Consider the following 24,215-nt stretch of genomic DNA (forward strand, 5'->3'; position numbering starts at 1 on the left):
CCTCAGTGGACGGCGTACTCGGGGCTGGCCAGGCCGAGCGCTACGAGCTCGCGCGGCTTCCTGACTTCCTTCAGCACGGCGTACGTACGGTCGCTCCAGCCGTCGACGACGAGCAGGTTCGCGAGGGCTTCGGGATCGGCCGGCGCCTCCTGCGACTGGGCGGCCAGTTTCTGCCCCGCGCGCAGGCGGGTCAGCGTCGACGACGTGGTCAGCCAGGCGGCACCCTCCGGCCACCCACCCACCGACGGCGGCCGCAACGGCACCTGGCCCAGCGCGCGCAGGGTCCCGTCCAGGCCGGTCGGGGCGATTCCCAGCTGCCGTACGGCTCCCACCAGCCATTCGACGGGCTGCTTGACCAGCGTGCCGGCCGTCTCGGCGAACTCCGGGGCCCGGCACACCGCGCGCAGCAGGGCCGTCGTGTTGCGCCCGGCCGCCGCCACCGACCCCGGCACGGTGAAGGATCCGGCGTAGCGCGCCCACAGCCGGCCGGCGAGAAACGGCACGTGGGCCTCGTGGCGGACGAGCAGATCCGCGTACGCGTCGAGGTCGAAGACCCCGGTCTGCCCGAGCAGCGTCACCCGGCCGGTGTCGTGGCGCCGGGCCACCAGCCGCGCCTGGCCGGTGGTGCGGTCGACCTGCCACCCGGTCAGCACGCGCGCGCCGGCCTTCACATCACTTTCCCCGTACGCCCCCACGCCGAGCGTGAACAGCTCCATGACCTCGCGGGCGAGATTCTCGTTGGGCGCCTTGCGCGTGTTCTTCTGCCCGTCGAGCCAGAGGATCAGGGCCGGGTCGCGCAGCATGGCCCGCACCAGCGGCGAGGTGTCGCCCGTCCCGTAGCGCCGGAACGTCTGCTGCTGCGCGAACATGAGGTGGGCCGAGCGCACCTTCTGGGCGCTGGTGGCCCAGTGGCCGTGCCAGAAGAACGTCAGCTTCTCGGCCGCGCTCCCGGCCGCCATCCGGCCCAGCCACCACCGGCCGAGCGCGACGACCTGTTCCCGTTGCTTCTTGCGGGCTTCCAGACGCTCCTCGCGGGTGGCGCCGGCCGCAGGCTCCTCCCCCATCGGCGGAGCCTGCGGCACGGCGACGGGTCTCAGCAGCCGCTCGAGGGTCGCGTCGAACCCGTCCCGCACGGCCGCGTCCACTTCGGCCGCGGTCGGCCCGAAGGTCAGCCGTCGGAGCAGATGCGACACCTGAGCACGATCGGTCATGCCGGCGACGCTAGGCCGCCCATGTAAGCGTCGTGTAAGGGCCGGATCCGGACCTCGTCAGTCCGTCACCGAGCCGCAGCTGAGGTTCATGACCGTACGCGTCATGGCCCCGGCCCGGTCGCCGGCGTCCACGTGGGCGACGCCGGCCGCCCCGATGTCGGCCCCGTGCTTCTCGAGCTCGTCGAGCTTGCGCCCGGCCAGGAACACCCGCGCCCCTTCGCGCGCGAAGACCCGGGCGATCTCGCCGCCGACGTGCCCCGATCCCCCGTACACGACAGACGTCTTGTTCTGCAGAATCACGGTTCCGCTCCTTCCCACTCACCCGCAGAACGAAGCCGGCGACCGGACTTCGACAGCTCCGCGAGGAAAAGTGCGGAAAGTTTCTCAGGCGGCCTGGAACGAGCGGCGGGACAGGCCGACCGAGTAGCCCTCGAGCTTGGTGATGACGGGCGCGGTGGGGTCGGTGGCCGCGCCCAGGGTCACGAACAGCGGGGTGAAGTGTTCGACCGTGGGGTGCGAGAACGGCATGCCCGGGGCCGCGCTGCGGAAGCGGGCCAGCTCGGCCACGTCGCCGCGGTCGAGGGCGTCGGCGGCCCACGCGTCGAAGTCGGCCGACCAGCCCGGCACCTTGTTCTCGGTGAACATCTCGCGGGTCAGGAACGGCAGGCCGTGCGTCATGTGACCCGAGCCGATGACCAGCACGCCCTGCTCACGCAGCGGCCGCAGGCGGGCGCCGAGGGCGAGCAGCTGGTCGGGGTCCTCGGTGGGCAGGCTGAGCTGCAGTACCGGCACGTCGGCCAGCGGATACATGATCTTCAGCGGCACCCAGGCACCGTGGTCGAGGCCGCGGCTGTTGTGCTCGTGGGCCCGCTCGCGGTCCGGCATCATGGCGCCGACCTGCCGGGCCAGCTCACCCGCGTCAGGGGTGTCGTAGCGGAACTCGTAGTACATCGGGTTGAAGCCGCCGAAGTCGTAGACCAGCTCGGGGGCTCGCGCCGCGCTCAGCGACAGCGGCGCCGACTCCCAGTGGGCGCTGACCACCAGGATGGCCTTCGGCTTGGGCAGCGACCGGGCCCAGCGGCGCAGCGGGTTGAGCCATTCCGGGCTCTCGAACGGCATCGGCCCGCCGCCGTGGCTCACATAGAGGCTGGGCATCGGCCCGTCCTCCGGCGTCCAGCCGCGGTGCGGGTCGGCGGCCTCGGCGGCAGCGGCCCGGCGCGCGTGCGCCGCGAACGGGTGCGAGGCGGGGATACGAGCGTCCGCCGCCGAGGTCGTGCTGGTCATGGGAGCTCCCGAGGAAAGTTGAAGCCTAAAGCTCCTCCAGCTTACGCCAGAAACTTGTTTCGTCAACTAAATCATGACCTGTGATCACGCGGCGTCGCCGACGAGCGCATCCGCTACGAGGTCTTCGGCTCAGAGCAGTGGCGCACCCCGGTACTCGCTTAGGCATTCCGCGGGCAGTAGGAACCAGCGCAGCTTCTCGAACGCCGCGGGAAGCTGCGCTCCCCCGTCGGCCGGCTCGGGCCGGCTCTCCATCAGCGCTCGCGCCGCTGAAAGGTAGCCGGGCAGCGCGTCCTCACCGATCGGCGCGGGACAATCCGGCATCGTGACCGTGCCGTCGGCGTGCAACTGCAGGTCGGACAGGCTCGGCCGGACGGCATGGAAGCCGACGTGCCGCCACTGGCCCGTACGGGGATCGAAGCGGTAGTCGGTGAGCAGGCGCGCGCCGTGTGAGGCGATCAGCGACACCGCCGACGACAGGTAGTCGGCGACTTGGTCGGACAGGAAGTAGGCGAAGTTGAGCCGCGACCAGCCGGGCTTGATGCCCTCCCAACCGGCGTCGATCTCGTTCTCGAAGCGGCGCGAGAGCTCGGGCCCGATGCCGAGCAGGCGGTGCCCGTACGGGCCGGCGCAGGAACACCCGCCGCGCGCCTGGATGCCGAACAGGTCGTTGAGCAGGGCCACCACGTAGTTGTGGTGCAGGTAGTGCTCGCCCGCGCGGATCTGGAACGACACGATGGGCAGGCGCGGCGAGGTCAGGTCGCCCAGGATCTCGATGCGCGGCTCGCCGGCCCAGCGCTCCCGGGCCCGTTCCCACATGCGGTGCTCCCGCGCGGTGATCACGTCGGCGCCGACCGCCTCCTTCACTCCGAAGACCAGCCCGGCCCGGATCGACTCGACGATGGCCGGGGTGCCGCCCTCCTCGCGGGCCACCGGGTCGTCGAGGTAGCGGTGGCTGTCCGGGTCGACGAACGCGACCGTGCCACCGCCGGGCGCCGTCGGCACCGGGTTGACGATCAGGTGCTTGCCGACGACCAGCACGCCCGGCGTCTGGGGACCGCCCGGGAACTTGTGCGGCGACAGGAAGATCGCATCTTTGCCGGCCATGCTGATCGGCAGGTACGGCCCGCCGGCCGCGTAGTCCCAGACCGACAGCGCGCCGTGCTCGCGCAGCAGCGCCGAGATCGCCTCGACGTCGGTGATCAGACCGGTCACATTGGAGGCCGCGCTGAAACTGCCGATCCGCAAAGGCCTTTTCCCGTACGCATCCAGGGCCTTGCGCAGATCGTCGAGATCGGGATGGCCGCGTTCGTCACTGCCGATCTCGACGACGTCGGCGATCGACTCGCGCCAGGGCAGCACGTTGGAATGGTGCTCGTACGGGCCGACGAACACCACCGGACGGGCCGCGGCGGGGATGCGGTCGGACAGGGCGTACCGCTCGTCCAGGCTCTCCGGGATGCGCAGGCCGAGCAGCGCCACCAGTTTGTTGACCGCCATCGTCGACCCCGAGCCGCAGAACAGCACCACGTCGTCGGGGCCGCCGCCGACCGCCCGGTGGATGACCGCGCGGGCCTGTTCGCGCAGCGCCCCGGTCTGAGCACCGGTCGACGAAGCCTCGGTGTGCGTGTTGGCGTAGCCGTTCAGGACCGTCCGGCGGATGTAGTCCTCGACGAAGTCCAGCGCCTGGCCCGAGGCGGTCTGGTCGGCGTACGTGACCCGGCGCGTCCCGTACGGCCCGTCGAGCACCGCCCCCGCGCCGATCGACCCCTCGCGCAGCCGTCGCAGCATCGGTGTGTCCATGTTTCCCTCGCAGCACTCGCGGCACCTCGGACGACCTTTTGGCACCCAGGTAACCTGTCCGGCCGACCCGCCGACCGGCGCACCCCGGCGAGCCTAGCCTGGGCACATGCCGTACGTCGCCGCCCGTGACGGCCGCCAGCAGCGCGGCCCCAACGACCGGGCTCCCAGTGTCCCCGACAGCCTCGACGATCTGCACGGCCACAGCGTCGGCGTGCTCGAACTGCCGCGCCACATGGCCGCCGGGCATCGAAGCCGCCGCCTGCTGAACCTGGAGGACCCGGCCCAGCAGCGCCAGGCCTACCAGACGGTGCTCTGCCAGGCCGCTGACTGCTGCGAGATCAACGACCTGCTCAACCCCGGGGTGCTGCGCCGGATCTGGCGCCACCTGCACCTGCCGGCCAAGGTGCGGCAGGAGTGGGAGAAGCGGCATCCGGCCCTGGCCCGGCCCGCGCTCGGCGAACAGGCTCCGATGATCGACACGGCCGAGCTGGCCTCGGCCCGATCGGGGCCGGGCGCCGACGGGTTCCGCCGGGCCCCGCGGCGTACGCGCGGTGACCGCCTCACCGCCAAACAGATGATCGTGGCGCGGACGGCGTCGGCGCGCTGAGCGTCAGCTGACGGTCAGCCCGGCAGCACCAGGCCGGCGTAATCGCTGCTCCGCAGGGGTGCGTTGGTGAGGGTGCTGTCGCCTCGCGGCACCTCGAGGCGCTGCCCGTCACGCGTGAAGACGACCTCGCCCACGTCGGGCCGCGCGGTGAGCGTGCAGACGATCTGCCCATAGGCGAGGATGTCGTCGTTACGGCCGTTGCCCTCGTTGGTGTCGGGGACCTCCACGGTGAGGCCGGCGCCCGACATGCCGCGCGCGATCAGGGCCGCGCCCGAGAGCACGGTGGTCAGCCCGGCCGCCCGCTCGGCCTCGTTCGGCCCGGCGGTCAGGCTGTCGAGCTGAGCCTGGGGCGTGGGGTAGGACAGCGTACGCCGCACGGTCTGCACCAGCTTGTCGTCGCGGACCAGGCAGAGCACCTGGGCGACCTCGCCGACCTGCTCCGCCGGGCCGGCGCCGGGGCTGGTCAGCGCGTGCCGAGGCAGCTCGACGGCGTGCGGCTCGTCCTGGGCCCCGACGCCGCAGCCACCGAGCAGCACGACGGCCGCCGACGTGGTCAACCACAACCTGCGCATTACCGAATGATGCCCCGGCTCCCGGCGGCGCCCGGCGTCCGTCATGGAACTGTCACATCGCCGGAGAGGTTCCGACAACTCGCGGGCGCACGGTGGAGGCGTCCTGGTTCATCGACCCGTGAGGAAGAGCATCCGCATGACGGTCACCAGTCTGGTCACCGCCGTCGCCGTCGGCGTCGCCCTGGGCGTCGCCGGTCGTCTGGCCCGGCGGGGCGTGCCGTTCTGGCTGCCACCGGCGGCCGGGGTCGGGGCCGCCGTGTTCGCCACGGTCGTGGCCCGGATCGCCGCCGACCTGCCCTCCGGGTTCAGCGCCGGCGAGTTCACCCTCCAGGTGCTCTTCGCGGCGGGCGCCGTCGCCGCCGTCGTGGTCACCGCCGACCGTCACACCCCCGCCGAACGCCGGTCCCCGGCCGAGAAGGAAGGCCTGCGATGATTGCCGTCAGCAACGACGTCGCGGTCGTCACCCCCTCCACCGACCTCGATGCGGCCGCCGCCGAGCTGCTGCGCGAGGCCTTGGCCGAGGCGGTGCGCGACCATCACCACGTGATCGTCGACCTGCACGCCGCCCCGACCATCGACTCGGCCGGGCTCAGCCTGCTGGTGCGCTTCTACAACGAGGCCAAGGCCCGCGGCGGCACGTTCAGCCTGGCCGCGCCCTCCCGATACGTGGTGACGGTGCTGCACACGATGAAGCTGCACCAGGTCTTCACGCTCTACCCCGATGTCGAGGCCGCGCTACTCGTCCGGCAGCTCGATCCGGAACCGAGCGCCGCCGCCGGGCCGGTCCAGTAGCACGACCTTGCCGCCGTGGGCCGCGGCGTGCTCGGCGACGATGGCCAGGCCCAGCCCGGTGCCGTCGCCGCCGCCGCGCGCGTTGGCGGCCGGTCCCCGCACGAACCGGTCGAAGATCGTGGAACGGGCGTCGGCCGGCACCCCGGGTCCGTCGTCGTCCACCTCGAGAAAACCCTTCCCGATCCGTACGGCCACCGGCCCGCCCCCGTAACGCACGGCGTTGTCGAGCAGGTTCCCCAGGGCCTGCTCGACCCGGCGGCGGTCGACGGTCCAGTCCACCGGCGTGCCCGGCACGATCTCGACCAGGTCGGCCGGCAGTCCCCGGCTGCGCAGCACCCGCCCGGCCAGCAGCCCGATGTCGGCCGGTTCCCGCTGCACGGGCTTGTCGCTGCGAGCGAGTTCGAGCAGGTCGTCGACGAGCGCCTGGAACCGGGCCACCTCGTCGGCGATCAGGCCGACGGCCGCCGCCGAGCGCTCGTCGAGGGTGTCACGGCGCCGGTTGAGCACGCTGACCGCGGCGGCCAGGGTCTGCAGGGGTGAGCGCAGTTCGTGGCTCACGTCGGCGGCGAACCGGCGGTCGCGTTTCAGGCGGCGGGACAGCTCGTCGGCCATGTGGTTGAACGAGGCGGTGAGCCGGCCCAGTTCGGGTTCGGCGTCGGGGTCGAGGCGGGTGTCCAGGTCACCGTCGGCGATGCCGCTGGCCGCCTCGGCGACGGCGGCGAGCGGGCGCAGGGCGTGCCGGGTGACGTACCAGCCGACGGCCGCCCCGCCGGCCGACACCATGATGGCGACGGCGGTCAGCACCAGAGCCAGCAGTTGCAGCGTGCGTTCGAGCTCGCGCAGTGACACGATCTCGTAGAACACCGCCTGGCCCTGCACGGGGACGGCCACGACCAGGGCGGCCTCGTTGTCGCGGCGGATGCGCTGGGCGCCGGCCTCGCCGCTCGCCGCCATCTCCTGCAGCTTCACGGGCACGGCGGAGCCGGCCGCCTCGTCGGCGCTGCGCGAATACCACTGGCCCGACCGGTAGAGCAGCACGTAGCGGTCGGCCCCGATGTCGAGGGCCTGCAGCAGCTCCCGCACCTCGGGTTCGCCGCCGGTCAGGCCCGAGTTGATGACGGTGGCGTCGAAGTAGGTGGCCCGCACGGCGGCCCGCTCCCGCTCCCGGAACAGCGTGTTGCTGATCAGCTCGTACGACACGAACGTCACACATGCCGACAGCGCCAGCGCGCCGATCGCGAACGCGGCACTGACCCGGGTGCGCAGGCCGGCCCGTCTCACGGCTGGAGCTTGTAGCCCAGACCGCGCACGGTCACCAGGTGCCGGGGGCGGCCGGTGTTGTCCTCGATCTTGTGGCGCAGACGGCCCACGTGCACGTCCACCAGCCGTTCGTCGCCGATCTCGTACTCCCAGACCCGGCTGAGCAGCTGCTGGCGCGACAGCACCTGGCCCGGGTGCTCGGCCAGCTCGCAGAGCAGCCGGAACTCGGTGCGGGTGACCGCGACCGGTTCGCCGTGCAGCCGTACCTCCCCCGCCTCGGGCCGGATCTCCAGGTCACCGAAAGTCAGCACGGTCATCGCCGGGCCGGCCTGGGCGGCGGCCCGGCCCCGGCGGCGCAGCGCCCGCAGCCGCGCGGCCAGCTCCTTCACGGCCACCGGCTTGACCACGTAGTCGTCGGCGCCGGCCTCGAGACCGGCCACGATGTCATGGGTGTCGTCGCGGGCGCTGACCACGATGACCGGCACGTCGTCGGTGCGGCGCAGCTGCCGGATGCACTCGAAGCCGTCCATGCCCGGCAGCATCAGGTCGACCAGCACGGCGTCGGCCGGCTGCCGGCGCTGCAGCTCGAGGCCCTCCTCGGCGGTGGCGACGGCGTGGGTCACATACCCCTCGTCCTCCAAAGCCATGGCCAGCGACAGCCGGATCCGGTCGTCATCCTCGATCAACAGCACGGCACTCATATCCGCATGATGCCGCGCCGAACCCCCGGCGACACGGTTGTGCAGGGAAACCGCGGTTTCGTCATGCAACCGTCATATGCCCGGAGGGCGTTCGCCATCGGTCGCCAGCAGCATGGACAGCGGGAACGAACCCTCCCCACAGGGTCCGCGCCCGGCCCGCCGGTTCGGCGGGCGGGGCGCGAACTCCCGTTCTCTTCACCAGGCCGCCGGAGAGACCCTCGGCCGCCATCGAAGGTCTCTCCGGCTCGGTCGGTCAGCCCAATGACTGCCAGAAGTCGCAGCGGTGCTCCTCCGCCACATCAACCGGCCCGGTCGCCCCGGGCGCGAGCTGCATCGTGTCCTCGGCGTCCCACCCCGTGTCGCCGCTGCGGGCGAACGCCGTCCAGTAGCCGATCATCCTCGCCGCCAGGTCGCGCTGGGCGTCGGTGTAGTAGTCCGACGTGACCGGTTCACGGCCCGCCACCTCGAACAGCATCGGCAGCTCCGAGCCGTGCGAGGCGCCGGCGTCGAAGTCGGACGGCAGGTCGATCAGCGGCTGGGCGTCCGGGTCGGCGAACTCGTAGCGGAACGAGGGCAGCTCGTCCAGGGAACCGCCGGTCTGGCAGGCCATGCTGTCGGTGAACACGTCACCCCAGGCCACCGCGCCGTCACCGCCGTAGCGCGAGGCCGGGTACTCCCCCACGATCCGCGCCCCGGCCCCGGCCCCGAACGCCTTGGCGATCACGCCCGGATACTCGCCGGCCGAGATGCGCCAGCCCGCCACGGCGAAGATGCCCGAGGTCAGCCGGTGCTCGTTGCGGGTCAGCCCGGCCAGGACGGGCACCTTGGCGTAGTTCCCGGCGGCAACCGCGGCGCCCGGGTCCTGCGGCAGCGTGGGCACGCCGTAGGTGGCCGCACCGTACTTGGGGTACTCCTTCTCGAACTCGGCCACCGGCTTGCGGCGCAGGCAGTCCAGGTCGTCACAGTCCAAGGCGGTCATCGTGCTCCGCACGACGGCCTGCGTCGCGGCGGCCGGGCGGAAGAAGTCGAACGGCGCGCTTCCGGTCGGGGTGAAGTCCTTCGGCATCGCGGCGTCGCACTCGCCGCTCATCAGGATCGCCCGGTGGAACAGCCCGCGGGCGCCGGGCGCGGTGAGCTGGGCGCAGGCGCCGATCGCGCCGCCCGACTGTCCCATCAGCGTGACGTTGCGGGGGTCGCCGCCGAACTCGCGGATGTTGTCGCGCACCCACCGCAGCGCGGCCTGCTGGTCCTGGAAGCCGTAATTGTCGCCGAGGAACCCGTAGAGGCCGAGCCGGAACTCGACGGTCACGACCACGACGTCACCCTGGGCGGCCATCCGCCGCGGGTCGTAGTCGAAGCCCGCGCCCTCGGAGAAGCCACCGCCGTGCAGCCACACCACGACCGGCCGTTCCCCGTCCGGGGCCGGTGTCGTCACATCGAGGTGGAGACAATCCTCCGAGGCGTCCTTGCGCTGGGGTCCCTGCGCGCATGCGGGCCCGGATTCCGAGCTTTCCCGTACGCCGTCCCACGCGGCCACGGGCTGCGGCGCGCGCCAGCGCAGGTCGCCGACGGGCGGGGCCGCGTACGGGATGCCCCGGAAGCGCGTCACCGAGTCGTCACGGACGCCCTCGACGGCCCCGGCGCTCGTCTCGGCGACCAGGTCGGGAGGGTCGCCCGCGCATCCGGGAACGGTCAGCGCGGCGGTCAGCAGCAGTCCTGCGATCTTCTTCATGACTCCAGCCTCGGCCGATGTCGAGGTCTGGTTCAGGGGGCGGCGGCGACGGGGTAATAACCGATCGGCTATTGACGGCCGAGCAGTCCGGCGAGGAGAGGATGGGGTCATGGAACGCACCGCCGGCTGGCCGCCCCGGAAGGCCGGGCGCCCCGCCGCGATCCTGGCCGCCGTTGTGCTGGTGGCCGTCGCCGCGGGCACGCTGACGCGGTGGACGCTCGCGCCCGCGGCCCTGCTGCTGGCTGCTGCCTGGCGCTGGCCGCCGCCCGCCCGGCTCTACTACCCGGCCCTGCTGGCGCTGATGACGGCCTCGGTGTTTCTGGTGCCGTACGCGATGTTCGCCTCGTGGGTCCTCGCGCTGCACGCGTTCGTGCTGTTCGGGCCGCGGGCGGCGTTCGCCTGGTCGGTGGTGGGGGCCTTGGCCATCACGTTCGCGCAGACACGTGACCTCGCCGTGCCGGCCGTGATCAGCCTGCTCGCGCCGCTCGTCGCCGCCGGCTGGTTCCTGAGCGCCGCCCTGCGCGAGAACGTGGCGCTGCGTGACCGGCTGGTCGAGCAGGCGAAGCTGGCCGGGGTGCGCGAGGAGAGGAACCGGATGGCCCGCGAGATCCACGACACCATCGCCCAGGATCTGAGCGCCGCCGTCGCCCTGCTGGAAGGGGCGATCCACGACGGCGTCGGCGAGCAGCGGGTGGGGCAGGCCCGCGACCTGGCCCGGTCGGGTCTGGCCGAGGCACGGCGGTCGGTGCTGGCGCTCGGGCCGCGGTCGCTCGACGGGGACGGCCTGCCCGGGGCGCTGCGCGGGCTCGTCGCCGCATGGGCCGCGCGAACGGGCGTACGGGGAAACTTCGACTCTGACCCGGACGCACGGCCCCTGGATGCCGCGACCGAGGCCGCCTTGTTCCGGATCGGGCAGTCGGCGCTCGCCAACGTGGCCGAGCACGCGTCGGCGACGCGGGTCGACGTGACCCTGTCCTATCTGGACGACGAGGTGGTGCTGGACATCCGGGACGACGGTGTGGGTTTCGCTTCCGAGCCGGCTGCCGGGCGCGGGTTCGGGCTGGACGGGATGCGGGAGCGGCTCGGGGAACTGGACGGCCGCCTCGACGTCGAGTCCGAACCGGGCGCGGGGACGGCTCTGCGGGCGGCGGTGCCGATCCGATGATCCGGGTGCTGATCGTCGACGACCATCCGATGTTCCGCGACGGGCTGCGCCAGCTCCTGTCCGACGGCGTCGAGTTCCAGGTGGTGGGCGAGGCCGGGAACGGGGCCGAGGCGCTGGCCGTGCTGAAGTCGGCGGCGGCCGACGTGGTGGTGATGGACCTGCACATGCCGCGGATGGACGGCGTGACGGCCATCGAGCGGATCCGGGCCGGTTTCCCGGAGGTCCAGGTGCTGGTGCTGAGCACCTACGACACCGACGGGGACGTGGTGCCGGCGATGGCGGCCGGGGCGATCGGCTATCTGCTCAAGGACGTCTCGCGCGAGGAGCTGCGGGAGGGCGTCCGGGCGGCGGCCCGGGGCGAGACGGTCCTTTCCCGTACGGCGGCCGGGCGGCTCGTGGGTCACGTCCGCGAACCGGAGCTGCTCAAGCCGCGCGAGCACGAGCTGCTGCGGCTGGTCGCGTCGGGCGCCACCAACAAGGAGGCCGCGGCCGCCCTGTTCGTCAGCGAGGCGACCGTGAAGGCGTACCTGCTGCGCATCTATTCCCGGCTGGGTGCGCGGGACCGGGCGTCGGCCGTTGCCGAGGGATACCGGCGCGGCCTGCTTGGATAGCGGTATGGGACTCTTCGACGAGCTGACCGGGGTGGCGCGCATCGGGCTGGGACTGGCCGCGGTGGGCCGGCCCGGCTACATCAACCTCGGACGTGACACCGACCTGCCGCCGTCGCGCAGCGTCGAGGCCATGCGGGAACGGGCCCACCAGCTGCTCTCGGACGCCTACGACGCCGGCGTGCGCTATTTCGACGTGGCGCGCTCCTACGGGCGGGCCGAGGAGTTTCTGGCCTCCTGGCTGCCCGGGCACGACGACGCGATCGCGGGCAGCAAGTGGGGCTACACCTACACCGCGGACTGGCAGGTCACCGCGGACGTGCACGAGGTCAAGGACCACAGCGTGGCCACGTTCGACCGGCAGATCGGCGAGACCCGCGCCCTGCTCGGCGACCGCCTGGCGCTCTACCAGATCCACTCGGTCACGCCCGACAGCCCCGCGCTCACCGACACCGTGCTGCACCGCCGCCTGGCCGGGCTGGGGGTGCCGGTCGGCTTCTCGACGAGCGGCCCCCGCCAGGCCGACACGATCCGCGCCGCGCTGGCCGTCGAGGTCGACGGCGCCCGCCTGTTCCGCAGCGTGCAGTCGACCTGGAACGTGCTCGAGACCAGCGCCGGCCCGGCCCTGGCCGAGGCCCGCGCCGCCGGCTGCGACGTGATCGTCAAGGAGGCCATGGCCAACGGCCGCCTGGCCGGCGAGTCGGTCGGGGCCGTCCGCGCGGTGGCGGCCGAGCTCGGCACCACGCCCGACGCGGTCGCGCTGGCCGCCGTGCTGCGCCAGCCGTGGTCGCCGGTCGTGCTCTCGGGCGCGGCCACCGAGGCCCAGCTGACCTCCAACCTGGCCGCCGCGGCCATGCCCCTCTCCCCCGACCAGCTGGCCCGCCTGACCGCCGTGGCCGAATCGCCCGAGCAATATTGGAAGACCCGCTCGGGCCTGGCCTGGACCTAGCCCTCGTCGTAGGGGCCCTTCACCAGCTCGCGGAAGCGGTCGGCGGCCGGGGTCAGGGGGCGGTCGGTGCGCCAGCTCAGGCCGACCACCCGCTCGGCGCCCGGGGCGTGCACGGGCAGGCCGACCGTGCCCGAGACGCCGACGAACTGGTCGGGGACCACGGCCACGCCCAGGCCGGCCCCGACCAGGCCCTCGATGGTGGCCAGGTCGCCGATCTCGAGGGCGATGCGCGGGGTGACCCCGGCCGCCGCGAACAGGTCGTCGACCAGGCGGCGGAACCCGAAACCGGGCGGGATCGTCACCAGGTCTTCGCCGGCGGCGTCGGCCAGGCGGGCGCGGCGGCGGCCGGCCAGGCGGTGGCCGGGCGGGACGATCAGCGACAGGCCTTGGCGTTGCAGGGGCATCCAGGCGTACGGGCCGTCGGGTCGTGGGGAGACCAGGGCCAGCTCGGCCTCCCCGGCGTCGACGTCGCGCAGGATCTCGTGGGCCGGTTCCTGGCGCAGCTCGACGCGCAGGTGCGGGGCCTGGCGCCGGACGTCGCGAAGGATCTTGGGAACGAGCGACGTCGCCATCGAATCGAGGAAGGCGAGACGGACCGTGCCCGCGTCGGGGTCGACCCGGCCGGCGATGTCGCGGCGCAGGCGGTCGTGCCGCTCGACGATGTCACGGGCGGCGTCCAGGGCCAGCCGGCCGAGCGGGTTGGGGTGCACACCTTTGGCGTCCCGCTCGAACAGCCGCGCGCCCAGCTCGGCCTCGACCCGGGACAGCAGCCGCGACAGCGTGGGCTGGGTGGTGCCGAGCGCGGCCGCGGCCTCGGTGACGTGTTCGTAGTCACCGAGCGCGGTCAACGCGCGGAGATCCTCGATCTGCACGAGGCTCATCATACGTTCCACACATGGGACCGATGATTTCCATGCATTGGACGCATGCCTGACCACGGCGGAGAGTGGCGGGCATGGAAACCGGATACCGGGCCGGCGAGCCGGGCTACCGCCGCGTCTGTCTGGCCCTGTTCACGGCCGGCGTGGCCACGTTCGCCGCCCTCTACAGCACCCAGGCGCTGCTGCCCGAGCTGGCGACGGCCTTCCATGTCACGCCCGGGCAGAGCTCGTGGTCGTTGTCGCTGGCCACGATCGGCCTCGGCGTGGCGCTGCTGATCACCGGGCCGCTGTCCGAGAAGGTCGGCCGGACCCGCCTGATCCACCTCTCGCTCACCCTGTCGGCCCTGGTCGGCCTGGCCTGCGCGGTGGCTCCCGGCTGGCCCGCGCTGCTCGCGCTGCGGTTCGTGCAGGGGGTCGCGCTGGCCGGCCTGCCCGCGGTCGCCACCGCCTATCTGCGCGAGGAGCTGCACCCCTCGTTCCACGCCCGCGCGGCCGGCCTCTACGTCGGCGGCACCGCGCTGGGCGGCATGACCGGGCGCCTGCTTTCGGGGGCGGTCTCCGAGCCGTACGGCTGGAGGTGGGCCCTGGCCGCGGTCGGCGCGCTCGGCCTGCTCTGTGCCCTGCTGGCCGCCGTGCTGCTACCCCGCTCCCGCCACTTCGCCCCCCGTCCGTCCGCTCCCGCGACCCGGCGGGCGCTCACCGATCCCGCGCTGCTGAGCCTGTACGGGATCGGGGCGTGCGCGATGGGTGCGTTCGTGGCCGTCTACAACGCCATGGGGTTCCGGCTGACCTCGGACTTCGGTCTGGGCGTGGCCGCCGCCGGGGCGGTCTTCCTGGTCTACCCGGTCGGATCGCTGAGCTCGGCGCTGTCCGGACGTCTGGCCGACCGGTACGGCCGCAGGGCCGTGATGCCGTTCGGCTGTGTCCTCACCTTTCTCGGCCTGCTGTTCACGCTCTCCGGCCGGCTGCCGGTCGTGGTCGCCGGAGTGGCCGTGATGACCGCCGGGTTCTTCTGTGTGCACGGCATCGCCAGCGGCTGGGTGCCCGTGCGGGCCCACGCGGCCGGGGTGGGGGCCGCCCAGGCGGCTTCGTACTACCTGTTCGCCTACTACGCCGGCTCCTCGGCGTTCGGCAGCCTGGCCGGGACCGCCTGGTCGCTGGGTGGCTGGCCGGCGGTGGTCCTGCTGGCGTCGTTGTTCGTCGCGGTGAGCGGTCTGCTCTCGGTGCGCCTGCGCCAGGTACCGGTGCTGGCCCCGCCGGCCCCGATTCTGGTCCGTCCCCACCGGGCGGGATAACACTTTTTGGGAAACGCTTTCCGTCATTTTTCGGGCCCAAATTCTCGCCGCCGGCACGGATCTGAGCTGAAAGGGCAGGTCCGCTGTCCCTTTGTTGCCGGGATATTGACGAGTCGCAACGGGGAAGTAACACTCCCCAAGAAAGCGCTTTCTGATCAGCGCCGTAAGGTCATCTCCCGCTTCGCCGTGTGTCCGTCCCCAACGGACGCACGGATACACGCCCGAGAAGGCAGGCCCCCATGACATCCCCGACATCAACATCCCCGCCCCGCACGAACAGACGCCGCGGCATGGTCGTGCTGAGCGCGACCCTCGCCACCGCGCTGGGCATCACGGTCGCCGCGGTGACCACCAACGCCAGCGCCGCCGAGGTCCCGCTGTCGCAAGGCAAGCCCGCCACCGCCTCGTCCGTCGAGAGCGCCGCCTTCCCCGCGTCGGCCGCCGTCGACGGCAACGCCGGCACCCGCTGGTCGAGCACGTTCGCCGACCCGCAGTGGTTGCAGGTCGACCTGGGCAGCACCCAGTCGATCGCCCGGGTCGTGCTGAACTGGGAGGCGGCCTATGCGTCGGCCTTCACCATCCAGACCTCGGCCAACGGCACCTCGTGGACGAACATCAGCCCGGTCACGACGGGCCGGGCCGGTGAGCAGACGCTGACCGTCTCCGGCAGCGGCCGCTACGTTCGTATGAACGGCACCACCCGGGCCACCCCGTACGGCTACTCGCTCTGGGAGTTCCAGGTTTTCGGCACCACGACGACACCGCCCACGACGCCGCCCACGACCGGTCCGGCTCTCCCGACCTCGGACCGGCCTGACTTCGGCCCGAACGTGCGGATCTTCGAGCCGGGCACGGCCGCGTCGACCATCCAGTCGGCGGTCGACTCGGCGTTCAACGCGCAGCTGCGCAGCCCGACCGCGCAGTTCGGCACCCAGCGCCACGTGTTCCTGTTCAAGCCCGGCACGTACGGGCGGGTCTGGGCCAACGTCGGCTTCTACACCACGGTCGCCGGTCTCGGGCTCAACCCCGACGACGTGACGATCAACGGTGCGGTCAACGTCGACTCCGGCTGGAACTACGGCGACGAGAAGAACGCGACCCAGAACTTCTGGCGCAGCATGGAGAACCTGTCGATCGTGCCCGAGGGCGGCACCAACCGCTGGGCCGTCTCGCAGGCCGCCCCGATGCGCCGCGTGCACATCAAGGGCAACCTGACCCTGGCCCCCTCCAACCAGGACAACGGGCAGGGTTACTCCAGCGGCGGCTACCTGGCCGACTCCGTGGTCGACGGCGTCGTGTCGTCGGGCTCGCAGCAGCAGTGGTACACCCGCGACAGCCGGATCGCCCGCTGGGACGGCGGCGTCTGGAACATGGTCTACTCCGGCGTGCAGGGCGCCCCGGGCAACGCGTTCCCGAACCCGCCGCACACCACGCTGGCGACCACCCCGGTCACCCGCGAGAAGCCGTTCCTCTACATCGACGGCTCGGCCAACTACCGCGTCTTCGTGCCCGCCCTGCGGCGCAACTCGGCCGGCGCCAGCTGGCCGAACACCGCCGGCACCTCGATCCCGATGCGGGAGTTCTACGTCGCCAAGCCCGGTGACAGCGCCGCCCGCATCAACCAGGCGCTGGCCCAGGGCCTGAACCTGTTCTTCACCCCGGGCACCTACCAGCTCAACGACACCATCCGGGTCACCCGGGCCAACACCGTGGTCACCGGCATCGGCTACCCGACGCTGATCCCGACCAACGGCAACGAGGCGCTGAACATCGCCGACGTCGACGGTGTCAAGGTCAGCGGCATCACGTTCGACGCCGGCACGGTCAACAGCCCGACCCTGATGAGCGTCGGCCGGGCCGGTGTCCACACCGACCACGCGGCCAACCCGATCAGCCTTCAGGACGTCTTCTTCCGCATCGGCAGCAGCGTCCAGGGCAAGGCCACCACCACCCTCGCCGTGCACGCCGACGACACGATCATCGACCACATCTGGGCCTGGCGGGCCGACCACGGTGGCGCGCCCACCGGCTGGACGGTCAACCCCGGCGAGACCGGCCTGCTCGTGAACGGTGACGACGTTCTCGCCACCGGCCTGTTCGTCGAGCACTACCAGAAGTACGAGGTGATCTGGAACGGCAACCGGGGGAAGACGATCTTCTTCCAGAACGAGAAGCCGTACGACGTGCCGAACCAGGCGGCCTGGATCGGCCCCCGCGGCAACGGCTACGCCGCCTACAAGGTGGCCGACAACGTCACCGATCACCAGCTGTGGGGCGGCGGCTCGTACGCCTACTTCAACGTCAACCCGAGCGTGCGGGTGGACCGGGCGTTCGAGGTGCCCAACCGGTCCGGCGTCCAGCTCCGCAGCGTCCTGACCGTCTCGCTGGGCGACGTCGGCACGATCGCCAACGTCGTCAACGACACCGGCGGTTCCGTCCCCAACCCGGCCGGCAACACCACCCCGCGAAATGTGGTGGCCTACCCCTGATCCGAACGCGATACTGACCTGAATCCGGCGGCCACCGGTGCACCCGCACCGGTGGCCGCCGCCTTTGTCGCCCGGGCGCGGTGGCGCGCGGCGTCACGCGAACAGACCGGCCGTCGCCATCGTGACCCGTCGGCGGGCGGTGGGCTCGTCGTCCTGGAAGCGGTCGACCGCCCATGAGAGGGCCAGGACCAGCTCGTAGACCTCCCCCGCGGTGACGGTGGCGGGCACGTCGCCCGCGGTCCGGGCGGCCTCGATCAGAGCTCCCGTACGGTCGAGCAGCGGGTCGGTGGCCGGCCGCATCGGCGAATCGCCGTCGTGGTGGGCGGTGGCCAGGCAGTACGGCAGGTCGTGCCAGATGCGCAGCTGCCAGGTCAGGCGGACCAGCCACTCGGACAAGGCCTCCCGGGGCGTACGGCTGCTTGACAGCTCGTCGGCCTCGGCGAGGGCGGCCTCGATGCTCGTGGCCATGACCGCGGCCAGCAGGTCGTCGCGGGTCGGGAAGTTGCGGTAGAGGGTGGCGTTGCCGACGCCGGCCTTGAGCGCGATGCCGTCGAGCGAGGTCAGCACGCCCTCGGTCTCGAAGGTCGCGCGGGCGGCGTCGAGGATCGCGTCGCGGTTGCGCTGGGCGTCGGCGCGCAGCTTCCGGACAGTGGCCATCAACACTCCTCCTTGCCTAAGTGGGGAGAGTCCCCGCATAGTCGATCCGGGGATGCTCCCCACTTGTTGAAGGAGTCTAGATGAAGCAGTCACTCGACGGCCGTACGGTGCTCGTGACCGGGGCCAACGGCGGCCTCGGCGAGCAGTTCGTGCGGCAGGCCCTGGAGCGCGGCGCCTCGACGGTCTATGCGACCGCGCGTTCCCCGAGGCAGTGGGAGGATTCCCGCGTACGGGCCCTGGCCCTGGATCTGACCGACCCGGCGAGCGTGGCGCGGGCCGCGGCGGCCGCCCCGGACGTCGACCTGCTGGTCAACAACGCGGCCGTGGCACCCGCGGGCGACTCGATCTCGGGACCCGAGGAGGAGCTCCGCCGTACGTTCGAGACGAACTTCTTCGGCAACCTGCGCGTCGCGAACGCCTTCACCCCCGTGCTGGCGGCCAACGGCGGCGGCACGCTGCTGAACGTCCTGTCCACCGCGGCCTGGATCAACGTGCCGACCGGGTACGGCGCCTCCAAGGCGGCCCTGTGGTCGGCCACCAACGCCCTGCGTACGGAGCTCGGCCCGCGCGGCACGCAGGTCATCGGCCTGCTCGTCGGGATGATCGACACCCCGATGTCGGCCCGCTGGGACGTGCCCAAGGTGAGCCCCGAAAGTGTCGTAGCCCAGGCCTACGATGCGGTCGCGGACGGTTCGATCGAGGTGCTGGCCGACGAGTCCACGCGTTACCTGAAGTCCCGGCTCAACCAGAAGGCCGAGGAGCTCTACCCGTGGCTCGACGAGCAGCTCGCCACGTTCGTGCCCTGACCGACAGACCACATGGGGGTGCTCGTGTCCGAGGTAGCGCTGAGGCCGATCGAGAAGGCCGACCACGATTTCCTGTTCGACCAGATGCGCGATCCGGAGTCGGTGCGGATGGCGGCCTTCACCGCGAAGGACCCCGACGACCGCCCCGCCTTCGACGCCCACATGGCGAAGATCGCGGCCCGGCCCGACGCGGTGCAGTTCGCGGTCACGCTCGACGGTGAGCTGGTCGGCAGCATCGGCAGCTTCGTCATGGAGGGCGACACCGAGGTCACCTATTGGATCGCGCGCCCGTTCTGGGGGCGGGGCATCGCCGGCCGGGCGCTCGCCCTGCTCCTGGAGCGGGTGCCCGACCGACCCGTGTTCGGGCGGGCCGCGAGCGACAACGCCGGCTCGCTGCGGGTGCTGCAGCGGGCCGGTTTCGTCATCGTCGGAACCGATTCCGGCTTCGCCAACGCGCGCGGGGCCGAGATCGAAGAGACGATCCTGCGCCTCGATTATTCAAGTTGACGCTTTATAAAGAGGGTGCTTGAGTACGGGGCATGGCAACGACCCTGGACGGTTCGCGGCTGGACGTGCTGTTCACCGCGCTCAGTGATCCGACGCGGCGCGACATCGTGGCCCGGCTCAGCGCGGGTGAGGCCACGCTCAAAGAGCTGGCCGAGCCGTACGCGATGAGTCTGCAGGCCGTGTCCCAGCACATTCAGGTGCTGGAACGGTCGGGCCTGATCAGCCGGGGCCGCGACCGGCAGACCCGCCCGTGCCGGCTCGAACCGACGGCGCTCGAGCTCGCGGCGTCGTGGATCGAGGAGAGCCGGCGCACCTGGTCCGAGCGCATGGACCGGCTCGACACCCATCTGGCCCGCCTGCAGGAGCGGACGGAGGGATGAGCGACGAGTTCGTCTACCGCCGGGTCTTCCGGGCGCCGCGCGACCTGGTGTGGCGGTGCCTGACCGAGCCGGCCGAGCTGGCCCAGTTCTGGGGGCCGCGCGGCATGACCACGCCGGTCGACGGCATCGTGGTCGAGCTCCGGCCGGGCGGCCGCTTCGAGACGCTGATGATCGGTGAACACGGCCGCCATCGCATGGTCGCCACCTTCACCGAGGTCGTCGCGCCCGAGCGGCTGGCCTGGTTCGAACCCGCGAGCGGGCTGCACACCACGAGCACGCTCGACGACCTGGGCGACGGCACCACGTCGGTCGTCATCCACCAGCGGCACGTCCCCGAGCCGATGCGCACGCCCGAGGCCCGCGCCGGCTTCAGCAGTTCACTCGACAAGCTCGACGACCATCTGGCCCGGCTGACCCGAGGAGACCGCTCATGAAGTCCGAGGTGGCAACGACGTACGAGGGGCTTGCGGATCTCCTCGACGGCGCACCCTGGGATGCGCCCACGCTGTGTTCGAAGTGGCTGGTCCGCCATGTGGTCGCCCACGTCACGATGCCGGTGCGCCTGACCCCCGAGACGTTCGGGGCCGAGATGGCGGCCGCGGGTGGCGACTTCGCCGTGCTCTCCGAGACCGTGGCCGCGCGGGACGCCTCGCTGCCGGTCGCCGACCTGCTGGGCCAACTCCGGTCCCCCGCTCTGCACGCGTGGCAGCCACCGGGCGGCGGCGCGGAGGGCGCGCGCAGCCACGCCGTCATCCACTCCCTGGACGTGACGATCGCCCTCGACCGCCCCGCCGTAGCACCGCTCGAGGCGATGACGGCCGTGCTCGACGTGCTGGTCGGCGCCGGTGGGTCCTTGTTCGGGCTCGACCTGACCGGTCTGCGGTTCGAAGCCACTGACGCGGCTTGGAGCTGGGGCGACGGCCGGTTGGTGCGGGCCGGAAGTGGGCCGCTTGTCGCCCTTCTCAGTGGCCGGACGCTGCCCACCGGCGAGGCGCTGCCCCGGGCCTGACCCCACGCCGTGGCCCCTCAGTTGGTGATCCCGGCCGGCTTCGCTTGATCACCGGGTAGTGGTCGCACCCAAAGGCCCACCCTCCCGGGGGCCTCCCCACAGCCATTATCCAAGGTGGAGCCGATCAACGGGTCACCGAAGTGCCCGGCCTGTGGACAGCCCGGAATTGTGGATAACTCCCGGGCTGCCCACGAAGCGTCCGAACAGCGGCTCAGCCGCCGGGCCAAGTGCGGCGACACGGCAGCGGCCAAGGGTCAGGCGGCCAGCAGCTCCAGCGTGTCGATGACCCGGTGGGAGAAGCCCCACTCGTTGTCGTACCAGGCGACCACCTTCACGTGGCGGCCGTCGACCCGGGTCAGGGCCGAGTCGAAGATGGACGACGCCGGGTTGCCGACGATGTCGGAGCTGACCAGGGCGTCCTCGGAGTATTCGAGGATGCCGGCCAAGGGGCCCGCGGCGGCGGCACGGTAGGCCGAAAGCACCTCGTCGCGGGTCACGTCGCGGGAGACGACCGTGTTCAGTTCGACGATCGAACCTACCGGGACGGGCACGCGGATCGAGTCGCCCGAGAGCTTGCCCTCCAGGCGGGGCAGCACCAGGCCGATCGCCTTGGCGGCGCCGGTTGTGGTGGGCACGATGTTGACGGCGGCGGCCCGGGCGCGGCGCGGGTCGCGGTGCGGGCCGTCCTGCAGGTTCTGCTCCTGGGTGTAGGCGTGCACCGTGGTCATGAAGCCGTGTTCGATGCCGGCCAGGTCGTCCAGCACCGAGGCCAGCGGGGCCAGGGCGTTGGTCGTGCAGGAGGCGTTCGAGACGATGGTGTGGGCCGACGGGTCGTACGCGGCGTTGTTGACCCCGAAGGCCAGCGTCACGTCGGCGCCGGCCGAGGGCGCGCCGACCAGCACCTTGCGGGCGCCCGCCTCCAGGTGGGCCCGCGCGGCCGAGGCGGCGGTGAAGCGTCCGGTGGCTTCGAGGACGATGTCGACCTCCAGCTCGGACCAGGGCAGCTTCGCCGGGTCCTTCTCGGCGAGCACGGCGATCGGATGCCCGTCGACGATCAGTCCGCTCTCGGTGGCCGACACCGGACGGCCGAGACGCCCGGAAGTGGTGTCGAAGGCGAGCAGCCGGGCCAGTGCGGCCGGCTCGGTGAGGTCGTTGACGGCCACCACCTCGAGCTTGCTGTCCCGCTCGAGCAGGGCCCGCAGCACGTTGCGTCCGATCCGGCCGAATCCGTTGATGGCGATGCGAGTCATGCCTCAAGCCTGGCCGGGAGCATGGGGAGCCGACAGTGGCGACCGCGCCACCGTTCGAAAGGATCACGCCACGAACGTACGGCGGTACTGGCTCGGCGTGGTCCCGAGGATGCGCTGGAAATGCAGGCGCAGGTTGGCCCCGGTGCCGAGACCGACCTGAGCGGCGATCTGCTCGACCGGCAGCTGCGAGAGTTCGAGCAGTTCACGGGCGAGGTCGATACGAGCGCGCATCACCCACTGCATCGGCGTGTAGCCGGTGTCCTCGGCGAAACGGCGGGAGAACGTACGCGGGGAGACCGCCGCATGCCGGGCCAGAATCTCCAGTGTGAGCGGCTTGCCGAGCCGGTGCAGCGCCCACTCGCGGGTCGCGGCGAAGCGTTCACCGAGGGGTTCGGGCACGCTGCGGGGTACGTACTGGGCCTGGCCGCCGCTTCGGTAGGGTGCCGCGACGAGCCGCCGGGCCGCGTGGTTGGAGGCCGCCACGCCCAGGTCGCCGCGCAGGATGTGCAGGCAGAGGTCGATGCCGGAGGCGGCGCCGGCCGAGGTGAGCACGCTGCCCTCGTCGACGAACAGCACGTTCTCGTCGACCTTGATCAGCGGGTGCTTGACGGCCAGTTGGCGCGTGTAGTGCCAGTGCGTGGTGGCCCGTTTGCCGTCGAGCAGCCCGGTGGCGGCCAACGCGAACGCGCCGGTCGAGATGGCCGCGAGCCGGGCACCGCGCTCGTGCGCGGCGACCAGCGCGTTCACCACGACGGGCGGCGGGTCTTCGCGGTCGGGGAACCGGTAACCCGGGATGAACACGATGTCGGCCCATTGCAGGGCGTCGAGACCGTCAGCCACGTGGTAGGACAAACCGTCACCACCGGTCACCAGGCCGGGCGCGGGGCCACAGACCCTCACCTCGTACGGCATGCTCGCCCTGGTCGTGAAAACCTGGGCCGGAATGCCCACGTCGAGCGGCTTGGCCCCCTCGAGCACCAGGACGGCGACGCGGTTCAGGCGGGTCGGCGGCACGCCCACCAGGGTAATGCCGCGTCGACTTCAGTCGGCCCGGGGAAAGACGATGGACCGCCCGGGGAAAGACGATGGACCGCCCGGCCGCGACCGTCGGCCGTTACGAGCAGCCGGGTGGCATCGCGACAGTGACGGCATGGCACCCGTTCTCGCGCTTCTCGCGCTCGCACCGTGGACCGCCGAATGTGTCTGGGGCGGCTTCACGGTCGTCGACTGGCCCTTCGTCGTCGTCATCCTGGCGCCCATGTACGGGGGCGCCGCCGTCGGAATCCGCGAGATCGCCCGGCGTACCGGCGGTGGCTGGCCGGCGATCGTGCTGCTCGCCGCCGCCTTCGGGTTCGTGCAGGCCGGGCTCGTCGACCAGTCGCTGTTCAACCCGGCGTTCCTCGACGACACCCAGTTCGCCTCCGATGCCGCCGCCGCCCGCGCCACCTGGGTGCCGGGGCTCGATTTCAGTGCACAACAGGCTTTCGCGTACGTGGGTGGGCACGTCGCGCTGAGCATCTGCGCACCGATCGCGATCGTCGAGACGTTCGGCCGCCGGACGCCGTGGCTCGGGCGCCGGGGCCTGGCCGTGATCGCGGTGCTCTACGTGCTCGGCAGCCTGCTCATCTTCCGCGACTCGTACGAGAACGGGCACTTCCTCCCATCGTCCGCGCAGCTGCTGTTCACCATGGTCGTCGTGATCGCCCTCGTCGCGGCGGCGCTGATCCGGCGACGGCCGCACATCGTCAGGCGTCGGCCGCCTACGGAGAGCGCCGCCCAGATGCCCACGGAAAGCACCGGCCGGCACTTGGAGACCGGTGGCTGGATGCCGCACCCGCTGATCGTCGCCGTGATCGCGGCCCTCCCCCACCTCAGCGGTGACCTGGCCCAGGGCTGGGCCGGCCTGGCGATCCAGGTCGCGGTGACCGGGCTGGTCGCGGTGGCGGTCGTACGGTGGTCACGGCGCGACACCTGGGGACGAGCACACGTGCTGGCCGGCTGGGGGGCCGGACTCGTCGTCTCGGCCGCGATCGCCTATCTGGTGCCGACCTACGCGGTTTCGACGCCGGCGATGGCGCTGCTCTCCGACGTGTGCATCAGCCTGGTCACCGCCGCCTTGCTCGGCGTGACCTGGAAGAGGCAAGCCCTAAATGCTTCGACACGCGCGGCCGAATCCCCGTACGGTGAATAGCAGTTGATCTTTTTCTGGAAGCCCCGGAGAGTCCGCAGAGGAGGCCGTCGTGCGACACCGCACCGCGCT

General features: G+C 71.9%; 26 protein-coding genes. 14 read left to right on the plus strand and 12 right to left on the minus strand.

Going from position 1 to position 24,215, the window contains the following annotated elements:
• Nucleotides 1–2: 2 nt before the first annotated feature.
• From JIG36_RS03475 to JIG36_RS03490, 4 genes are all read right to left on the minus strand, one after another.
• A complete protein-coding gene (locus tag JIG36_RS03475; protein WP_203374489.1) occupies nucleotides 3–1,211 on the minus strand; it encodes a DUF1800 domain-containing protein in 1,209 nt (402 codons plus the stop codon).
• A gap of 57 nt (nucleotides 1,212–1,268) precedes the next feature.
• The gene (locus tag JIG36_RS03480) at nucleotides 1,269–1,511 is read right to left on the minus strand and encodes an SDR family oxidoreductase (RefSeq protein ID WP_203374490.1); all 243 of its coding nucleotides are present in this window, start codon (nucleotides 1,509–1,511) and stop codon (nucleotides 1,269–1,271) included.
• 84 nt (nucleotides 1,512–1,595) lie between these two features.
• The gene (locus JIG36_RS03485; RefSeq protein ID WP_203374491.1) at nucleotides 1,596–2,495 is read right to left on the minus strand and encodes a dioxygenase family protein; all 900 of its coding nucleotides are present in this window, start codon (nucleotides 2,493–2,495) and stop codon (nucleotides 1,596–1,598) included.
• 129 nt (nucleotides 2,496–2,624) lie between these two features.
• The gene (locus tag JIG36_RS03490; RefSeq protein WP_203374492.1) at nucleotides 2,625–4,295 is read right to left on the minus strand and encodes an aminotransferase class V-fold PLP-dependent enzyme; all 1,671 of its coding nucleotides are present in this window, start codon (nucleotides 4,293–4,295) and stop codon (nucleotides 2,625–2,627) included.
• A gap of 106 nt (nucleotides 4,296–4,401) precedes the next feature.
• Between JIG36_RS03490 and JIG36_RS03495 the strand changes: the two genes are divergently transcribed.
• The gene (locus JIG36_RS03495) at nucleotides 4,402–4,902 is read left to right on the plus strand and encodes a hypothetical protein (RefSeq protein WP_203374493.1); all 501 of its coding nucleotides are present in this window, start codon (nucleotides 4,402–4,404) and stop codon (nucleotides 4,900–4,902) included.
• Nucleotides 4,903–4,916: 14 nt separating this feature from the next.
• On the opposite strand, the gene JIG36_RS03500 is transcribed toward JIG36_RS03495, so the two are convergent.
• Entirely contained in the window at nucleotides 4,917–5,474 is a 558-nt protein-coding gene (locus tag JIG36_RS03500; protein ID WP_203374494.1) for a GerMN domain-containing protein, read from the minus strand.
• Between the two features lie 136 nt (nucleotides 5,475–5,610).
• On the opposite strand from JIG36_RS03500, the gene JIG36_RS03505 reads away from it, so the two are divergent.
• Nucleotides 5,611–5,907, plus strand: coding sequence for a GlsB/YeaQ/YmgE family stress response membrane protein (locus tag JIG36_RS03505; protein ID WP_203374495.1), 297 nt, complete (start codon nucleotides 5,611–5,613; stop codon nucleotides 5,905–5,907).
• A complete protein-coding gene (locus tag JIG36_RS03510; protein WP_203374496.1) occupies nucleotides 5,904–6,266 on the plus strand; it encodes an STAS domain-containing protein in 363 nt (120 codons plus the stop codon). The genes JIG36_RS03505 and JIG36_RS03510 overlap by 4 nt, the downstream gene beginning before the upstream one ends.
• Here JIG36_RS03510 and JIG36_RS03515 read toward each other — a convergent pair.
• The 3 genes from JIG36_RS03515 to JIG36_RS03525 all read right to left on the minus strand — a co-directional run bounded on the left by JIG36_RS03515 (nucleotide 6,210) and on the right by JIG36_RS03525 (nucleotide 9,959).
• Nucleotides 6,210–7,547: a sensor histidine kinase gene (locus JIG36_RS03515; RefSeq protein ID WP_203374497.1), complete on the minus strand. Its 1,338-nt coding sequence runs from the start codon at nucleotides 7,545–7,547 to the stop codon at nucleotides 6,210–6,212. The genes JIG36_RS03510 and JIG36_RS03515 overlap by 57 nt on opposite strands.
• Nucleotides 7,544–8,227 (minus strand): response regulator transcription factor, encoded by a 684-nt coding sequence (locus JIG36_RS03520; protein ID WP_203374498.1) that lies wholly within the window; start codon nucleotides 8,225–8,227, stop codon nucleotides 7,544–7,546. The genes JIG36_RS03515 and JIG36_RS03520 overlap by 4 nt, the downstream gene beginning before the upstream one ends.
• Before the next feature lie 253 nt (nucleotides 8,228–8,480).
• Nucleotides 8,481–9,959 carry a carboxylesterase/lipase family protein gene (locus JIG36_RS03525; RefSeq protein ID WP_203374499.1) on the minus strand — a complete coding sequence of 493 codons (1,479 nt, stop codon included), beginning with the start codon at nucleotides 9,957–9,959 and terminating at the stop codon, nucleotides 8,481–8,483.
• 109 nt (nucleotides 9,960–10,068) lie between these two features.
• Between JIG36_RS03525 and JIG36_RS03530 the strand changes: the two genes are divergently transcribed.
• The 3 genes from JIG36_RS03530 to JIG36_RS03540 are packed head-to-tail and all read left to right on the plus strand — an operon-like array spanning nucleotide 10,069 to nucleotide 12,681.
• A complete protein-coding gene (locus JIG36_RS03530) occupies nucleotides 10,069–11,124 on the plus strand; it encodes a sensor histidine kinase (RefSeq protein WP_203374500.1) in 1,056 nt (351 codons plus the stop codon).
• The gene (locus tag JIG36_RS03535) at nucleotides 11,121–11,735 is read left to right on the plus strand and encodes a response regulator (RefSeq protein ID WP_203374501.1); all 615 of its coding nucleotides are present in this window, start codon (nucleotides 11,121–11,123) and stop codon (nucleotides 11,733–11,735) included. Before JIG36_RS03530 ends, JIG36_RS03535 begins: the two co-directional genes overlap by 4 nt.
• 4 nt (nucleotides 11,736–11,739) lie before the next feature.
• Nucleotides 11,740–12,681, plus strand: coding sequence for an aldo/keto reductase (locus tag JIG36_RS03540; protein WP_203374502.1), 942 nt, complete (start codon nucleotides 11,740–11,742; stop codon nucleotides 12,679–12,681).
• On the opposite strand, the gene JIG36_RS03545 is transcribed toward JIG36_RS03540, so the two are convergent.
• A complete protein-coding gene (locus tag JIG36_RS03545; protein WP_203374503.1) occupies nucleotides 12,678–13,553 on the minus strand; it encodes a LysR family transcriptional regulator in 876 nt (291 codons plus the stop codon). The two genes, JIG36_RS03540 and JIG36_RS03545, sit on opposite strands and share 4 nt — an antisense overlap.
• 83 nt (nucleotides 13,554–13,636) lie before the next feature.
• Here JIG36_RS03545 and JIG36_RS03550 point away from each other — a divergent pair, with 83 nt between their 5' ends.
• Nucleotides 13,637–14,857, plus strand: a complete 1,221-nt coding sequence (locus JIG36_RS03550; RefSeq protein ID WP_203374504.1) for an MFS transporter — start codon at nucleotides 13,637–13,639, stop codon at nucleotides 14,855–14,857.
• Between the two features lie 290 nt (nucleotides 14,858–15,147).
• Complete coding sequence (locus JIG36_RS03555; protein WP_236045501.1) at nucleotides 15,148–17,346, plus strand: pectate lyase-like domain-containing protein; 2,199 nt, start codon at nucleotides 15,148–15,150, stop codon at nucleotides 17,344–17,346.
• Nucleotides 17,347–17,439: 93 nt separating this feature from the next.
• On the opposite strand, the gene JIG36_RS03560 is transcribed toward JIG36_RS03555, so the two are convergent.
• On the minus strand, nucleotides 17,440–18,003 hold the full coding sequence (locus JIG36_RS03560) for a TetR/AcrR family transcriptional regulator (protein ID WP_203374506.1): 564 nt from the start codon (nucleotides 18,001–18,003) through the stop codon (nucleotides 17,440–17,442).
• A gap of 80 nt (nucleotides 18,004–18,083) precedes the next feature.
• On the opposite strand from JIG36_RS03560, the gene JIG36_RS03565 reads away from it, so the two are divergent.
• The 5 genes from JIG36_RS03565 to JIG36_RS03585 are packed head-to-tail and all read left to right on the plus strand — an operon-like array spanning nucleotide 18,084 to nucleotide 20,705.
• Nucleotides 18,084–18,809, plus strand: coding sequence for an SDR family oxidoreductase (locus tag JIG36_RS03565; protein WP_203374507.1), 726 nt, complete (start codon nucleotides 18,084–18,086; stop codon nucleotides 18,807–18,809).
• Nucleotides 18,810–18,833: 24 nt separating this feature from the next.
• A complete protein-coding gene (locus JIG36_RS03570) occupies nucleotides 18,834–19,316 on the plus strand; it encodes a GNAT family N-acetyltransferase (RefSeq protein ID WP_307872552.1) in 483 nt (160 codons plus the stop codon).
• Between the two features lie 32 nt (nucleotides 19,317–19,348).
• Nucleotides 19,349–19,696, plus strand: a complete 348-nt coding sequence (locus JIG36_RS03575) for an ArsR/SmtB family transcription factor (RefSeq protein WP_203374509.1) — start codon at nucleotides 19,349–19,351, stop codon at nucleotides 19,694–19,696.
• Nucleotides 19,693–20,130, plus strand: a complete 438-nt coding sequence (locus JIG36_RS03580; protein WP_203374510.1) for an SRPBCC family protein — start codon at nucleotides 19,693–19,695, stop codon at nucleotides 20,128–20,130. Before JIG36_RS03575 ends, JIG36_RS03580 begins: the two co-directional genes overlap by 4 nt.
• Nucleotides 20,127–20,705 (plus strand): maleylpyruvate isomerase family mycothiol-dependent enzyme, encoded by a 579-nt coding sequence (locus tag JIG36_RS03585; RefSeq protein WP_203374511.1) that lies wholly within the window; start codon nucleotides 20,127–20,129, stop codon nucleotides 20,703–20,705. Before JIG36_RS03580 ends, JIG36_RS03585 begins: the two co-directional genes overlap by 4 nt.
• Before the next feature lie 254 nt (nucleotides 20,706–20,959).
• On the opposite strand, the gene gap is transcribed toward JIG36_RS03585, so the two are convergent.
• Both gap and JIG36_RS03595 read right to left on the minus strand, forming a co-directional pair.
• Nucleotides 20,960–21,955 (minus strand): type I glyceraldehyde-3-phosphate dehydrogenase, encoded by a 996-nt coding sequence (gap, locus tag JIG36_RS03590; RefSeq protein WP_203374512.1) that lies wholly within the window; start codon nucleotides 21,953–21,955, stop codon nucleotides 20,960–20,962.
• Nucleotides 21,956–22,018: 63 nt separating this feature from the next.
• Nucleotides 22,019–22,969, minus strand: coding sequence for a GlxA family transcriptional regulator (locus JIG36_RS03595; protein WP_203374513.1), 951 nt, complete (start codon nucleotides 22,967–22,969; stop codon nucleotides 22,019–22,021).
• 136 nt (nucleotides 22,970–23,105) lie between these two features.
• Here JIG36_RS03595 and JIG36_RS03600 point away from each other — a divergent pair, with 136 nt between their 5' ends.
• Nucleotides 23,106–24,146: a hypothetical protein gene (locus tag JIG36_RS03600; RefSeq protein ID WP_203374514.1), complete on the plus strand. Its 1,041-nt coding sequence runs from the start codon at nucleotides 23,106–23,108 to the stop codon at nucleotides 24,144–24,146.
• Nucleotides 24,147–24,215 lie beyond the last annotated feature (69 nt).

It is taken from the genome of Paractinoplanes ovalisporus (assembly GCF_016834655.1).
Classification (GTDB): domain Bacteria; phylum Actinomycetota; class Actinomycetes; order Mycobacteriales; family Micromonosporaceae; genus Actinoplanes; species Actinoplanes ovalisporus.